We start from the raw sequence: 14,593 nt of genomic DNA on the forward strand, positions 1-14,593 counted from the left end.
TGGCAACGTCGACGGTGTAACCGGTCGAAGGAGTGTCATATGAGTGACAAACGCATCGGTACGTATGTGCTGGCTGCGGTGCTGGTCCGGTGCATGGACGCCGGCGCGACCGTCGGTTTGGTGCTGCTGTGCGCGGCCTCGCACGTGCCGTCGCCGTTGCGCACTGCCGGGCTCATCGGCGCCGCGCTTACCGCTCCCCACGCCCTCGGGTTCCTGTCCGCTCCGCTGCTGGACCGCGTCGCCGACCCGCGCCGTGTCGTGGCGGTGGCAGCAACCGTCTTCGCCGCCCTGTTGGCGCTGGTCACCACGTGGCTCGGTGCCACGCCGCTGCCGCTCGTACTGCTCCTGGCGCTCGGTGCCGGCGCGGCCGGTCCGATGCTCACCGGTGGCCTGAGCAGCCTCGCGGAGGGCCGTACCACCGACGACCGAACCCGCCGCCTGCGCGCACTCGATGCTCTCACCTACGGCGTGGCCGGGGCCGGCGCGCCGGTTGTCGTCTCCGTCCTGGCCGCCGCCGCCTCACCGCGCGGCGGGCTGCTCGCGCTGAGTGCCCTCGGCCTCGTGGGCGCCTTCCTGGTCCTGGGCTTGCCGGCGGCGCGGACGTCACCGGCTCGGGTTCCGCGCGCCCGCCAGCACGCCGAGACCGAGCTGCTCCACGGCGCCGACCCGTCGGGGCCCGGGGTCCGCGCCGGACCGGCCGCAGTCTTTCGCCACGTCCAACTGCGCCGCGTCGCGCTGCTCACGTGGGTCGGCGCGTTTCTGATCGCCGCGGCCCTGCTTGCAGGGATGAGCCTGGGCGAAAAGCACGCCAGCGGACATGGCGGGTGGGTGGCCGCGGCCTTTGGGCTCGGCAGCCTGACCGGCGGGCTCGCCCTGACTCTCCACCCGCCCCGGATGTCACCCGACCGTGGGATGACTCTCCTTGTCACCCTGATGGCTCCGGTGCTCTTCGCGGTCGTCCTCCTCGGCGGGTGGTTCCCGGTGCTGCTGGCGACGTACGCAGTCCTTGGCCTCGTCATGGCAGCACAGACCGTGCTGAGCCTCGCCGCCAGAGGCGAATATGCCCCGCCGAGTGCCCGCGGCTCTGTCTTCGTGACCGTCGCGGGGACGAAGGTGGCCTTCTCGTCCGCCGGGACGGCTCTGGCTGGCTTGGTGGCCGGGTTCGGTTCCCGATCGACGCTGGTGGCCGTCGCCGGAGTCGCGCTTGTCAGTGCGGCCTTCGCCGGCCTCGGGGTGCGGCGTTTCCCAGCCGAAGGTCGGCCGTAGACCGTACGGTGTGTCGTTCACCACGGACGGCACTTGTCACCGTGAGGGTGGCCGACGCGAGGCGGAATGACGTGGGCTGATTGGTGAGGGATCAGGACCGAACGTCACTGTCGAGCCTTCGACGCCGACGTTTCGGGAAGGCGGCTTCAACCCGAAGCATGGGGTCGCTGCGCGGTGCCAAGATGTGAGGGTGGCGTCAGACACTGGGATGGTGGCCTTGGGTTTCGGCAAGTTCGCGCGGGCGGATCGCATCTTTGCCCTCGAGCGAATCACCGGAGAGGGACGTGGTGATGGTCGCCGCACCCGGGTGTGGATCGATGGCATCGCTGATCCGTTGATCGCCTCACGGACTGAGGGCACCATCCTTCGAGACATGGGCCAGGAAACTGCTGTCGTCGGCCCCGAGTTAGACGAAGCCTTGGACCTAGCCGCACGTTTGGCGGCTGCGGCTAAAGAGGGCCGGGTGGATCTGAGCGACCTTGGCCGTCGAGCCCGGAGGCTTCTTGCCTCAACGACAAGGTCTGCATCTGGCAGCGACGCGACCGATTGAGCGACACCGTTCGCTCGATCGGATGGGAGAGAACCGAACCGGAAAATGGTGCTTCGCATTGTGCGCCCCCATGTGGGCCATGTCGAATCGCATGCAGATTGCTCCGGCAGGTTCGCTGGCCATCGTGCCGGCATGCGGGTTTGCATGCCAGCCAACAGCGTTGCGCATTGTTTCAGTCGGGAGGGTCACGAGCTTGTAAGCGCCGCAATGGCAGCTGACCACGGCCGATCAAAGGAGCTCGGGACCATTACTACGGCTGATGGTCTCCGCCGCTGAGCCATATCAGGCGTTTCCCTGGCCGCATCAGGACCTAGCGCATGGAAGATTGCCTATCCCGGCTCCGCGCCACCATCTGCGTGAGCAAGAGGACGTCGGCGTCACGTGTCGATGTCCTGGTCGGGCCTCTCGCGGCGCTCTGCCAGCTCTGCTCGCAATCGCCGCTCGTGGCGGCGCAAGTCAGCCACCCGAGCGGTCTGGCCAGGCAGCGGCCTCGACCCAGACCTTGCCTCCTCACGTAGGCGGTCCTCTGTCCGAGTCAACTCGAGGATCAACTCTTGGATGCTCAGGTGAGACAGGTCTGCCTCGGGCTCACTCCGCGGACCAGACACGTCTTCAGATTACGTCTGATGCGGTCACGTGACCCCCTCTGACTGACCCAGCGGAGGCACGCCGATGTGGGTGCGCGAGTCCGGGGTCAGGGTTAGATTGGCGGCATCATGGCTGCCGACGGGGATGATGCCGATGTCCACCGACGACAACAAGCGGGTCGTGGTCGAGTTCGTCCGACGTTGCCAAGATCAGCATGACCTGGCCTACGCCGACGAGGTCTTCCACCCGGGGTTCGTGAACCACTACCGGCCCGAGGGGCGGACCATTCCGAGCACGGAGCGACCAGCGAGCGGGTTCCAGGCCTTCTACGGGCAGCTGCTACAGGCCTTTCCGGATGCCCGCATGCAGATCAACGACCAGATCGCCGAGGGCGATCTGGTCAGTACGCGGAAGACGTTGCGCGGTACTCATCGCGGCGAGCTCTGGGGACTGGAGCCGACCGGCAACCACATCGAGTTCGAGTTCATCGACATCTTCCGCATCTCCGATGGCCTGCTCGTCGAACACTGGACATCCATGGACCTCGGCGCCTTGAAGAGCCAGATGCGTGGGAAGACTGCTTAGACCATTCGAGTCCCCTTCCCAGACGAGACGGGCCGTCGCTAGCGGCGGTGAGACGCGCGGTTCATGAGAGTGGTTCGGCGTTCCGAGTTGGCGTCAGGCGCAGGCTCCTGCGAGTGGGTCCTTGAATATCGGCGGCGTCCGAGCCCGGGCGAGGCATCCGAGTCCCGGAAGCACCCGGATCGCGTCTTCGCGGAAATCCTCGGAAATCGCCTTCGGCATGGTGCACGTCCTTCCAGCGCCGACACACATCGACGCAGATCAGATGTCCCCTATCCGTGCAGCAGACCCGAACGCACCCAAGCCACTAAGACGAGCGCAGCAATCCACGTCGCAGACCATCCACGCTGAAAGGCCATGGCGGGTGACTCGAGGCGGTCGTGAGGCGGGGTGGGAGCGCGCGGTCCTATGAACGTCGGGCACGGTCGCCTACTCTCACGGCATGAACGAGTTCCTGGCGGCCCTCGCTGGTGCCGTCGTCGGCGGGCTCATCACGGCGGTGACGTCTTGGCGCCTGCTCAAGGCGCAGTGGGGGCGGGAAGATGCGGCTCGACAGGAGCGCGCCATCTGGGACGAGATCGAGAAGATCCACAATGCCCTCAAGAGCGTCCACATCGACGGCCCCCGGCTCGACCCCGGCGTCCTCGTAGAGCTGCAGATTCGACTTGGGCGGCTCGGCAACATCGTCGAGGCCACGCATCCGGCGCTGTACACCGTGATCGATGAGGTCATGACGAAGCTGAACAGTCCCCTGAGGTCCACGTGGCAAGAAGGGGTCGACGACCTGCTCAACCTCAGCCTCAACTGGCTGCGGGACCCGAAGACCCTGGGGCGGCGCCATTCGTGAGCGTGCACGCGGGCAGCAGGGCAGGATCTGCGTCACAGGCGAGACCGTGCAACGTGACCGGCTCCCGGCGGTGTGACGCAGGTACGGATGCGACATCGCGACGTCGCATGCATGCGAGGAACTGCTCGCGGTTCTTCGCGTGACGCCGCGCTCGTGCGGGATTCGGCGGTGTCGTGGACAAGACATTTCCTCCCCAGATCGGTCCCCCCGAATGTGATGTTGGGTTCGTTGCGCTGCGGTTCGGCGGGACGGCCAGTGCCGGGTCGCAGGAACGGGTCACCAGACCGCCCAGATGGGTCGCGTCCTGGCCGGGTCTTCCCATCCATCGTTTGTCCTGACATGCTGACATGAGCTCGCGGATGGGCCGCGGCTGACGATCACTGGAAGGACGGCTTGCATGAAGATCGGGCTCATCACCGACTCGCTGGGTCACCTCTCGTTCGAGGACGCGCTGGACGTGGCGCAGCGGCTGGGTCTGGACTCCGTGGAGGTGGCCACCGGCAACTGGTCGGAGGCCCCGCACATCGACCTTGCGGCGGTGCTGGCCTCCGAAGGGGCGCGGCAGGAATTCGCGGGCAAGGTCACGGATCGGGGTCTGAGCCTGAGCGCCCTGAACGCAAACGGCAACCAGCTGCACCCGGTCAGCGGGCCGGCACACGACAAGGTCTTACGCGACACCATTGACCTGGCGAGCGCGCTCGGCGTGTCGACCGTGGTGTGCATGTCCGGCCTGCCCGCAGGGCGGGGCGACTCGGTGCCCAACTGGATCACCTCATCGTGGCCGCCGGAGAACCTCGAGGTGCTCGCGTACCAGTGGGACGAGGTCGCCATCCCGTACTGGAGAGAGCTGGCGGGCTTCGCCCGTGACCGCGGGGTCCGCCTGGCGATCGAGGCCTGCTTCAACCAGCTGGTGTACAACCCGTCCACGCTGCTACGGCTGGTCGACGCTGTGGGCGACGACGTGATCGGCGCCAACCTGGACCCATCGCATCTGATGGGGATGGGCGCGGACGTGCCGGCCGTCATCCGGGCTCTGGGCGGTTCGATCTTCCATGTGCACGCCAAGGACACCCGGGTCGACAGCGTCGTCACCGCCCGCGATGGACTGCTGACCTCGCACCCGATGGAAAGGGCGAACCTGCGCTCGTGGAACTACGTGACCCTTGGTCTGGGGCACCCGGCCGGGGAGACCTTCTGGGCCGAGTTCGTCTACACGCTGCGCTCGGTTGGCTACGAGGGCACCCTGAACATCGAGCACGAGGACGTGCTCGTCAACTCGGTCGAGGGAGTCAGTAGGGCGGCGCGGCTCCTCCAGCGGGTGGCGCTCGTCGAGGCGCCCGACTGGAAGCCGGCCGACGTCTGACCGCCGAGGGAGAACCCCGCTCGCCACCGATGCGCGCGGACGTGTGGGGCACATCGATGCCGGGGACGTCGGTGCTCCCGGGTCGGCAGGCCGCGAAGTGCCGCAGCATGAGCCCCACCTCCGTGGGCGGCTATGCCACGAATCCACGCACCGTCGGGAACACTGCCCCCTGAGACGAGTCGCCACCGCTTTCGTTGCCCTGTTCAGCCTTGGCTTCCTTTCCGCTTGTGGACCCGAAGCGCCCACTCCTGCGGTTACGTTCACCTACACACCGCCTGCAGCGGAGGCGCCGGCGGCCCCGGCTCGCGGCTCGCGGCTCTAGCTTGCGCACAGATCGAGGCTCAGAAGTCGGTCATTCCCCTCAATGCTGACGGCTCGCCGACAGTTGCTCGAGCGAGTACGACCAGATGCTTCAGGCAGCTGGCTGCTGAAGTGCGCGTCGCACGGCCAGTCCCGGGTGCCCGGGGCCGGCCCCTTCGAGTGGCGGCGGTATGACCTGGCCCGATCTAGCTGGCCAGCCCGCGACGACTGTGACCCGGACTGCCAGGCAGTCCGGGTCACAGGTCACCGGTGCGGACTCCGGTACCTCGCTCGGTTTGGGGTCATCGCGGCCGGTGCAGTTCAGGCATGCGTAGGTGCCCTGACCTCGTTGACCACTTCGAACACCGTCTCCTGCGGGGGTTCGGTGAACCCGCCGGGGATGCCTTGCTGCATGCGTGGCATCAGGGTCGAGTCGCGGAAGGTCTCCCAGCTCTCCTTCGTGTCGTGCACGGCCACGATGGTCCAGCCATCTGCAGACGGGCCGGCCGCGTGGAACACCTGCCCGGCCGGTAGGCTCCCGTCGGCCGGGTGAACCGCCGCGATCGAGGCCTCGTACTGATCCTTCGTACCACCCTTGAACTGGTGAACGACGCCGTAACTCATGAGGCTGCCCTCGCTTCTTCGGGTGCACCCCGGCCCGGATAGGGGCGGCCCGGGAAAGTCTCGGCGGGGCGTCTCGACGCTACGCTCGGGCCGAAGACGTTGTCGATGGACAAACCAGCCCACGGCGTTTCCAGTTCCCGCCCTGTGGCGCGGACTGGTCTGGCTCGTCGAGGACATTGGCGGAGTCGGACAGACCGCCGCCAGTTGGGTCGCCGTCATTGAATCCGGTCGAGATGGCAGGAGGTTGGTGTTCGACATGGGCATGCTCGCCGGCGATCTGACGACCAGGTCAGAGCCACGGATCGCCCCGCAGACTGTGAGGAATCTTGACTGACGCTAGCCGGCCGCTCACCGGCCGAGTCGACAGGCGTCCTCAAGCGGCGGAAAGACGCTTCCTCCTAGATCCTGGGGGAGCCCAGCGAGCTCGACGGTCGTGATCTACCGGACCTACCTCCCCTCTGTGTCAGGATGCCGCTGGCAGCCCCCTCACGCTGGGTGGTGGCGGATTGGGAACTGGCAGGCGGTTCAACGCTTGCTCGTCAGGAGGTTGGAACGCTCTGCTGGCGGTCAGGCTCTTGAGGGAGACGGCGGTGCAAGACGTCGATCTTCTCGGCCATCGAGGTTAGACCGTTGGCGAAGACAAGGAATCCAATCAATGCCGTGACGGCGCCGACGAGCACGAAGACGACGGCCGTGGACGAACTACTTGAGTAGCTGTAGGTCCGTTGCATGGAGATGGGCAGAGAGATACCGAAGGCGAGGCTGCCTAGGAACCAGAGGAAGATGCCCCAACCAATCTGGCGAGAAGTCGACGTGCGGGCAAGGCGGGTGGTCTCCACAGTTCCTCCGAGGGCTGCGACAGGATGACAAAACAGGGCCAACGTAGCGCCGCCCTCGTATTCCCATCTGCCTTTCCGGAACATCCGGTGAAGTTGTTCGTTGCGTGGTCGTTCCTCCCCACCCCGGCGCGCTCCGGCTCAATTGTCAGCACAACCGTGTATGCCAAGCCCGAATAGACGACCAACCTGCGTTCCCAAGGGCGCAAGTTCGGAACCACCACATGGACCACCTTCGGGTCCAGCACGGTCGGGACCAGCGGATACTCCAAAGCCACCGCGCGACTCTGGTCACGGCGCACGTCGGAGGTGCCGCGTCCAGCGAGTCGGCACGACCACCCAACCCACCGACTACAGCACGGTGCGCCGCGTGAACATCACCTGACAACGCCTGCGACACAGACGCGTCTCGACCGATCCAGACGTCCGTCCCCGGTTGGTGCGCATCAGGGCGTATAACTGGACTTTGCCTTCGTTCGGTGACCCAGGAACCCGCCGAGGCAGCCCTCCTCCACACCCGCCCTCGGGGGAGGAGCGCCCGGTCGCGGCGGATAGACGCGCCTGCAGGTCTCAGCAAACCTCCCGTCGCCTGTCGCATCCTCCGTCGTACGCGGCACCGACACGGCACCCGCGCATGAGGAGAGCCTCCGTTTGCCGGTCAGCTGGTCGACTGCTCAACCTTCTTCGCAAAAGCATCAAAGGTCTCCTGCTTCGTGTCCCGCATAGATTCAATCATCGAACCGAAAATTCCCAAGCTTTCGTCCACCTTCTCCGGGGACTTCAGTCCCAGGTTCGTGGCGACCGTGAGCTGATTTACGAATGGAAGCCCCGTCTGAATTATCGGTTTCCAGCTGGACGTCGCACTCGCTGGCGAAACCTTGCCCTTGAACCTCAAGGCAAAGCGATTTGGCACGGCTTCTGCAAGCACCGTCTCAATCGATGCGCCAATCGCTGCCGTGAGCAGGTGGACGCCACCGCGGGAACGGAAAAAGGACGCCTGCTTTTGCTGTGAAGCTGTGCGCTTGTCTTCAGGTAAGGCCATCAAGGTCATCTTGGCTTCCTCGACGGCCTTCAACAGCGAGTAGCAGAACACCACATGGCGTGCGTGCAGATTGTCGTTGAAGAACCTTGAGTAGATCGGGTCATTTTCCCAGATCTGTCGCAACTCGTTGTATGCAAGGTTTGGAAAGCCGTGGAAGGACGCAAGGGATTGAGCGACCGCACTATCGGACAGGAGTTGCTTTTCGCGCTTGATCGCATCATTGGCGCCTCCCCGCCTAGCGCCGCGGTAGACCGCGTGTGGGATGGACTCAAACTCGCTGCGGAGGCGCTCCTGCACCGCATCTTTACTTCGGAAGTCCGTAGCCTCGACCTTATTTTGCGTATTATTGAACCGCACGACGTTCTCCAGAACCACCGAGTCGACGCTCTTCACGAACCGGGTCTGTACCCAGGCGTCCTCCAGACTTGCTTCCTCCGTTTTGAGCGTGCCGATTGACCCTGTCGTTTGACCACCGTTGACGATGCCCATGCCGGTCACAGTGATCTTTTTCCCGTCTTCATCCGCATCATACGAGTGCACAACGGCTGTGATCCCGTTGTTGTAAACGAAGAAGTCTTTGGGGTTCTCCTTGGCCGTCGTCTTGATACCGAAATTGATGTTTCGCTCGGACCGGCGGATACCCAAGTAGTCGCGAATATTTGGCGACATGAGGTCGGTCCCGTGCTCAAGCCAGTAGGTTCGAAGAGCACTCAGCTGGATTGCAGTGTTATAGGCGGTCCAGCCGTCACCAGCAGTCTCGAAACCGCCGGCAGTCGGAAACTCCAACTTGCCATCGACCAAAATGGGCAGCTGCGTTCGCTGATACAGATTATTGATCGTGTCTCTTCCAATCTCGGCGAAGGAGACGTTGGCTTGAACCTCCGGGAAGTAGGTAGCCAGCACGCTATTGGCGGTCTTAACGGCCTGAGCTAGCTCCGTCTGGACGTTGACCCCTTCCGGCAAGTTGTGCGCTGACCAGAATTGAATATCAGATATTTCGCCGTTCTTGAGAGCGTCGCGAACCTCGATGGCAGCGTCTCGAAGAACCTCAGGCAGTCCTTCCAGGCCGCCGGTGAAGAGCCAGGAGGCCGCGCCGTTGAGGTCGCTGGCTTTTCTCGCCGGTCCGGCGGCCTTATTGTTCGGAACTTTCGCTGCATAGTTTTGCGCCACGATGATCTGGCCACTGTCACGAAGCACAGCCACCATGTCACAACTCTTGTCGTTACCGTGATCGGTGAGAGTATCCGCGGCGAACGTGTCGATATCATCGATGCCCAGTTTGAGTTCGGCGGCAAAGAGTCCGATCGCGTTGCCGTCGCTGTACTTCGCCAGGTCCTGGCGTTCGCTTAGAGCGGTCCAGCCCGGCCCCTCAGCCAACGGAGCGTTCGGGCTATCGGCCTTGTCGGACGCCGTTTGACTCTCGGCCCCCGGATCCTCGCCTGCCTCCGTTGACACAGCGTCACTGGACTCTGGAGTTTCGTCCACGAACTCGGCTCCTGCGGCAGTCTCCGCGGACGGTGTAGGGGGCCGTTCAGTCATGCGCACATCATGACCTCTCGCAGGCGCTCAATGCCTCTACCGCCCACACGTGTTGCTCGCCATGCAAGACACTAGTGCCACCACGCTGAACGAGCTTAAGTTGATGCAGGCGACGTGGCATGGCGCTACCTACCAGGCCAGACGAGCTTCCCCGGCCCGACGGATGGGGGCTACGCCCGCTGCTACGGCGCAGAAGGTGAACGTCGCGCCGCCATGTGCAGTGGTTCCTCGAAGGTAATCAGAGTTGCATCATCGGTGCGTCGCACCCTGAGATGGTGACATGAACGCTGCTCCCGATCCTGTGCGTACTCCTGACGACGACCCGTCGTCTGCGGCTGCCGAGCCGCAGCCTGCGACTGGCAGATCGGGAGCGTCAAGTGCTGAGCTCGGAAGGGGGGAGACCATCGTCGATGAACGCTCTGTGGGCGGTCTCGCCGACTGGTCGATACCGAAGTGGATTCGTCACCCACGACTCGAGGCTGTTGTGGGCGCTCGACTAGCTGACATCGAATGGGAGCACCTTGAACGTCTAGTCGCCCGCCAGGCCGCGGAGGACCTAAGTCTGGAGTTCAAAGGGAGCCACTACATCCTGGACAAGGCGTTTGCGAAGGCTGCTCTCCCAAAAGCTCAGCCGAAGGAACTCGAGGAGCGGATCTCGAAGAGCCGGCGAGAGTTAGCGAAGGACGTGTCCGCATTTGCGAACGCGGCTGGTGGTCTTCTGCTTATTGGGGTTGATGAGTCGAGTGGTCGCGCCTCAGGGTTGTCTGGCGTGGCTCTTGATGACAAGACGCGGCTGCTGTATCTGGACGTCATCAGAAACGCGACAGCGCCGTTCCTCGCCGGACTCGAGGTCGGGCACCTTAAGGCACCGGCGCGTGACGGGTCGGGCTGTGTGTTGATATTTGTCCCAGCGAGCGCGGACAGTCCGCACGCTGTCGTAGAGGCCAACGAGCGTCGTCTTACGTACTTCGTGCGTGATGGCGCGCGGGTGGCGTCACTGAGTGAGGCGCAAGTGGCGGTGGCATACCGCGAGAGGTTCGCCGGACGCGGTGATGTCGACCAGAGGGTTCGTGATGTGTTCCGCCAGGGTTTGCTAGAGCTAGATCGCGAGGGTCGGGCGTGGCTGGCGGTCGCAGTGGCCCCCGCGAAGGCGGCGGTGCCGCGACACCTGAATCAGGGCTTGCTCGACGAGTTCAAGGCACAAACCGAAGCGCGGCAAGCCAAGCTGCCTGGTGCACCGCTCGGGCATGTTGCGTCCTACGGCAGGGGCCGAGTGGTGCTCCGCGACTCGCGCCCGGGGACGAACGCGAAAGACCATGTTCTCCACCTGTACACGGACGGCAGTGCGTTCGCCGCCGTCGTTCTCGGAACCGCCAACCCAGAGACCATCATCAGGTCCAACTCGCCTGGGCTCAGGGCCGACGTGCAGTGCATCCAGGTAGGAAGCCTCACGACCTGGGCCATAAATCTGACTGGGATTACGGCTGGACACGCAGCGGACGCCGGCGGATCTGGTGATCTTGAGCTGCGGTGTGGAATCGTCACTGCCGTCGAACGAGACGAAGATGTGCTCGGGTCCTACAGCGAGCCCGTTCCGGTTCAGCACGTGGTCGCCGAGCGGCCTTGGCGCCCAGAGACGGCGGAGTACATGGTCTCGGGCACGCAGTGGCGGACCGAACTCACGCCCTTCCAGCTGCCTGTCTCCGCGGTTGTTGGCAGCGACCCACGGGAGCTTGTCAGCGTCGCCGCCCAATTGGTCAACGAACTCGTTGCTGAGTTCGGTCATATTTCGAGCGAACCTATTCTGAGCGCTGATGGGTTGGTTGACGGGCAACGCTGTTTCGGATCGTTGGAAACGCTCGGGGGCTGGGCCGAGCAATACGACGTTCTCGCAAGCCGAGAGCGCCAATCGTTGACCTAACACTGGGTCGGTGGACAAAGCGACCTTGAATCACCCACCGGTCGCACATCGCCTGCCTATCTGCCGCCGAGATGCGAGCATCAAGGGCGGAGCACGTTGGGGACGCCGTGTCGTTAACACTCATCGAGTGTTCTCGCGCTCCAAAAGGCCGCGTCTTGGACTGGGCTCGAACGAGTCGAGGGGGCTTAGGCTCAGGGAACTGTTTGCCGCGATGGGCGCTGAGCTCGTCAGCCTCGCCGTACGTACGCCTCAGTGCGGTTGTCCAGCCATGAACCGCGAAGACCTCAGCCGAGATGTGATCTGGCGAGTTTGGTTGTCGCGGTTTGCCGGCCAGCAGTGCGTGGGGCACATGTTCGTAGTAGGCGCTTGCGGTGATTCATAGTGGGCGGAATGGGCGTCCTTCGGAGGATGCGAGCCCGGGGCGTATGGGGGCGGCGGCGCGTCACCCCGTGGGCGACCCAGAAGCCGGCCGCGCGGTGGTCAGAGGGTGGCACTTCTGTGGGTGCGGCAGCGATCACGGGTTTCGCACATCAGTGGGGCAGGCGGGTCCCGGTGAGGTTCTCCGCCACGGCCCAGAGTGACTCGGCGAGGGTTGGACGGCGGGCGGAGCGCGGGTGCGTGACGAGCGTGGCTGAACCAGCCAGCCCGAAGCGTCCGCTCGGCCCGTAGAACGCACCCTGGGTCGCGGTCGGGTCCGCGATTGCGCGTAGCAGTGGCTCGGTCCCCTGCTCGACCTCCTGCACCGGCAAGAAGCCCAGGCGCGTGTAGAGCGGCGGCTTGCTGCCGTCACGGCCGATGCTCGCCCCGGCGATCTGGAGGTTCGTGCGCGTGTAGCCGGGGTGGGCCAGGGTGCTGAGCAGCGGCCAGCCGCGTTCGGTGGCGACCCGCGCGAGATGGATCCCGAGGAGGCTGTCGGCCAGCTTGGACTGGGCGTAGGCGCGCCACGGGCTCCACCGACGCGAGGTCCACTGGAGGTCGGCGAAGTCGATGCGGCCCATCGCGGCGGCGCCGCTCGTCATCGTCGCGACCCGCGGCCGGTCGCCGGCGAGCAGGAGCGGCAGCAGGCGGTTGGTGAGGGCGAACGGGCCGAGGAAGTTCGTCCCGAGCTGCAGCTCGAACCCGTCGACCGTCTCGAAGCGGCGCGGCGGCGCCATGACCCCGGCGTTGTTGACGAGGACGTCGACCGGGCGTCCCTGCGACACCATCGAGTCCGCGAACTCACGCACTGACGACAGGTCGGCGAGGTCGAGACGTCGGACGGTCACCGAGGCCTCGGGCACGGCGTCGAGGATCTCGGCGCGGGCCGCGTCGCCCTTGTCCGTCGAGCGGACCGCCATGACGACGTCGGCTCCGGCCCCGGCGAGTCGCCGGGCGGCCTCCTTGCCGGTCCCGCTGTTGCTGCCGGTGACGACGACGTGCCGGCCGGTGAGGTCGGGGAGCTGGTCCATGGGTGGCCTCTCGGGGGTCGTGCGGCGGGGGGTCGTGCGGCGGGGTCGTCCCGAGGGGTCTTCCAAGGGGTCGTCCCGAGGGGTCGTCCGCCAAGGCTGCGTGCCGACCCTAGCGACAACGCACGAGCGGGCGCGGTGATGCCCGACGCGCCCCTTCGCCGCCGGTCCCGCCCCGCCGCTCCACCGCCCAGCTTCGTGAGTCGCCCACTCTCACAGGGCCGACCGAAGGTGGGCGGCATACGATCGACAGCGGGCGGGTACCTGTCACGCCGGGGCCCGGCCACCGACGTCGGTGCCCGTGTGGCGGGCAGGAAGGACTCAGGGGAATGTCGGACCAGCACACCCAGCACAGCCAGCTCTCCGGCGCGTTCAGCCGCCGGACCCTCCTCGGCCTCGGCGGCGCGGCGGTCGTCACCGGCGCACTCGCCGCGTGCGGCAGCAACACCGGCCGCCAGCCGGCCGCGTCGGGTGGGGCGTCGGGCGGCGGTGGTGGCGGGACGACGATCCAGCAGTGGTACCACCAGTACGGCGAGGCGGGCACCCAGCAGGCCGTCGAGCGCTACGCCGCCGCGTACAAGGACGCCACGGTCAAGGTCAGCTGGAAACCCGGCGACTACGACCAGTCGACCGCCGCGTCGCTGCTGACGAACGCCGGCCCCGACGTCTTCGAGTACGGCAACGGCCCGACGATCGACATGATCAAGGGCAACCAGGTCGTCGAGCTCACGGACCTGCTCGGCGACGCCAGGAGCGACTTCAACCCCGGCATCCTCAAGCGGATGACCTACCAGGACAAGGTCTGGGCGATCCCCCAGGTCATCGACATGCAGCTGCTCGTCTACCGCAAGTCGATGCTCGACAAGGCCGGCGTCACGCCGCCGCAGACCATCGACGAGCTCGTCGCGGCCGCCAAGAAGCTGACCCAGGGCGACGTCAAGGGCCTCTTCCTCGGCAACGACGGCGGCGCCGGCCTCATGGGCGGCCCGATGCTGTGGTCCGCGGGTCTGGACTACCTCACCGAGGACAACAAGTTCGGCTTCGACGACCCCCGCGCCGCCACCGCGCTCGGCAAGCTGCGCGAGATGTGGGACGCCAAGGTGCTCCTCCTCGGCGCACCGAAGGACTGGTTCGACGCGTCGGCCCTCACCGCCGGCCTGACCGCGATGCAGTTCACCGGCCTGTGGACCTTCCCCGACATCAAGAAGGGCCTCGGCGACGACTTCGGCGTCATGGCCTGGCCTGCCCTCGACGGCAGCGGCAAGCCGTCGGTGCCCGTGGGCGCGTACGGCTCGTGCGTCAGCGCCAAGGCCAAGGATGTCGACGCGGCCAAGAAGTTCGTCAAGTGGCTGTGGGTCGACCAGACCCAGGACCAGCTCGACTTCGCCACCGCCTACGGCTTCCACATCCCGTCGCGCACCAGCCTCATCAGCCAGGCCTCGACGCTCAAGGAGGGCCAGGCCGCCGACGCCGCCAAGCTCGCCACGGACGTCGGTCACGCGCAGAGCCCGCTGCTGTGGACGCCGAAGTGCGCCACCGCCTTCGGCGACGCGATGAACCGCATCGTCAAGGAGGGGGCCGACCCGGCCGGCGAGATCGCCAAGGTCAAGGCCGTCGCCGAGCCGGAGCTGAAGCGGGTGCTCGCCTGAGCGCGCCGGCCACGACGAGCCGGGCGGACGCGTCCGGCCCC

At 65.8% G+C, this 14,593-nt stretch carries 11 protein-coding genes; 7 read left to right on the top strand and 4 right to left on the bottom strand.

The window, feature by feature from the left end; all coding sequences use genetic code 11:
• Window positions 1-39: 39 nt before the first annotated feature.
• From AC1VM9_RS08890 to AC1VM9_RS08910, 5 genes are all read left to right on the top strand, one after another.
• The gene (locus AC1VM9_RS08890; protein ID WP_481346644.1) at window positions 40-1,266 is read left to right on the top strand and encodes an MFS transporter; all 1,227 of its coding nucleotides are present in this window, start codon (window positions 40-42) and stop codon (window positions 1,264-1,266) included.
• Between the two features lie 190 nt (window positions 1,267-1,456).
• Window positions 1,457-1,816 carry a hypothetical protein gene (locus tag AC1VM9_RS08895; RefSeq protein ID WP_483122351.1) on the top strand — a complete coding sequence of 120 codons (360 nt, stop codon included), beginning with the start codon at window positions 1,457-1,459 and terminating at the stop codon, window positions 1,814-1,816.
• 741 nt (window positions 1,817-2,557) lie between these two features.
• The gene (locus AC1VM9_RS08900; RefSeq protein ID WP_481346645.1) at window positions 2,558-2,989 is read left to right on the top strand and encodes an ester cyclase; all 432 of its coding nucleotides are present in this window, start codon (window positions 2,558-2,560) and stop codon (window positions 2,987-2,989) included.
• 439 nt (window positions 2,990-3,428) lie between these two features.
• Complete coding sequence (locus AC1VM9_RS08905; RefSeq protein ID WP_481341966.1) at window positions 3,429-3,833, top strand: hypothetical protein; 405 nt, start codon at window positions 3,429-3,431, stop codon at window positions 3,831-3,833.
• 397 nt (window positions 3,834-4,230) lie between these two features.
• Window positions 4,231-5,196, top strand: coding sequence for a sugar phosphate isomerase/epimerase family protein (locus tag AC1VM9_RS08910; RefSeq protein ID WP_483122352.1), 966 nt, complete (start codon window positions 4,231-4,233; stop codon window positions 5,194-5,196).
• 621 nt (window positions 5,197-5,817) lie between these two features.
• Here AC1VM9_RS08910 and AC1VM9_RS08915 read toward each other — a convergent pair.
• The 3 genes from AC1VM9_RS08915 to AC1VM9_RS08925 all read right to left on the bottom strand — a co-directional run bounded on the left by AC1VM9_RS08915 (window position 5,818) and on the right by AC1VM9_RS08925 (window position 9,537).
• Entirely contained in the window at window positions 5,818-6,120 is a 303-nt protein-coding gene (locus AC1VM9_RS08915) for a hypothetical protein (RefSeq protein ID WP_481341968.1), read from the bottom strand.
• A 539-nt stretch (window positions 6,121-6,659) separates the two neighbouring features.
• Window positions 6,660-6,959, bottom strand: a complete 300-nt coding sequence (locus AC1VM9_RS08920; protein ID WP_483122354.1) for a hypothetical protein — start codon at window positions 6,957-6,959, stop codon at window positions 6,660-6,662.
• Window positions 6,960-7,614: 655 nt separating this feature from the next.
• Window positions 7,615-9,537, bottom strand: coding sequence for an AIPR family protein (locus AC1VM9_RS08925; RefSeq protein WP_483122355.1), 1,923 nt, complete (start codon window positions 9,535-9,537; stop codon window positions 7,615-7,617).
• Between the two features lie 280 nt (window positions 9,538-9,817).
• Between AC1VM9_RS08925 and AC1VM9_RS08930 the strand changes: the two genes are divergently transcribed.
• Window positions 9,818-11,458, top strand: coding sequence for an AlbA family DNA-binding domain-containing protein (locus AC1VM9_RS08930; RefSeq protein ID WP_483122356.1), 1,641 nt, complete (start codon window positions 9,818-9,820; stop codon window positions 11,456-11,458).
• A 530-nt stretch (window positions 11,459-11,988) separates the two neighbouring features.
• Here AC1VM9_RS08930 and AC1VM9_RS08935 read toward each other — a convergent pair.
• Complete coding sequence (locus AC1VM9_RS08935; RefSeq protein ID WP_483122357.1) at window positions 11,989-12,906, bottom strand: SDR family oxidoreductase; 918 nt, start codon at window positions 12,904-12,906, stop codon at window positions 11,989-11,991.
• A 326-nt stretch (window positions 12,907-13,232) separates the two neighbouring features.
• On the opposite strand from AC1VM9_RS08935, the gene AC1VM9_RS08940 reads away from it, so the two are divergent.
• Window positions 13,233-14,552 (top strand): ABC transporter substrate-binding protein, encoded by a 1,320-nt coding sequence (locus AC1VM9_RS08940; RefSeq protein WP_483122359.1) that lies wholly within the window; start codon window positions 13,233-13,235, stop codon window positions 14,550-14,552.
• The last annotated feature ends 41 nt before the right edge of the window (window positions 14,553-14,593 follow it).

The organism is Monashia sp. HAY1-11D (assembly GCF_056868035.1).

Coding starts and splice junctions, on each gene's coding strand:
- AC1VM9_RS08890 (WP_481346644.1), top strand. CDS start 40: ATGAGTGACAAACGCATCGGTACGTATGTGCTGGCTGCGGTGCTGGTC.
- AC1VM9_RS08900 (WP_481346645.1), top strand. CDS start 2,558: ATGTCCACCGACGACAACAAGCGGGTCGTGGTCGAGTTCGTCCGACGT.
- AC1VM9_RS08905 (WP_481341966.1), top strand. CDS start 3,429: ATGAACGAGTTCCTGGCGGCCCTCGCTGGTGCCGTCGTCGGCGGGCTC.
- AC1VM9_RS08910 (WP_483122352.1), top strand. CDS start 4,231: ATGAAGATCGGGCTCATCACCGACTCGCTGGGTCACCTCTCGTTCGAG.
- AC1VM9_RS08915 (WP_481341968.1), bottom strand. CDS start 6,120: ATGAGTTACGGCGTCGTTCACCAGTTCAAGGGTGGTACGAAGGATCAG.
- AC1VM9_RS08925 (WP_483122355.1), bottom strand. CDS start 9,537: ATGACTGAACGGCCCCCTACACCGTCCGCGGAGACTGCCGCAGGAGCC.
- AC1VM9_RS08930 (WP_483122356.1), top strand. CDS start 9,818: ATGAACGCTGCTCCCGATCCTGTGCGTACTCCTGACGACGACCCGTCG.
- AC1VM9_RS08935 (WP_483122357.1), bottom strand. CDS start 12,906: ATGGACCAGCTCCCCGACCTCACCGGCCGGCACGTCGTCGTCACCGGC.
- AC1VM9_RS08940 (WP_483122359.1), top strand. CDS start 13,233: ATGTCGGACCAGCACACCCAGCACAGCCAGCTCTCCGGCGCGTTCAGC.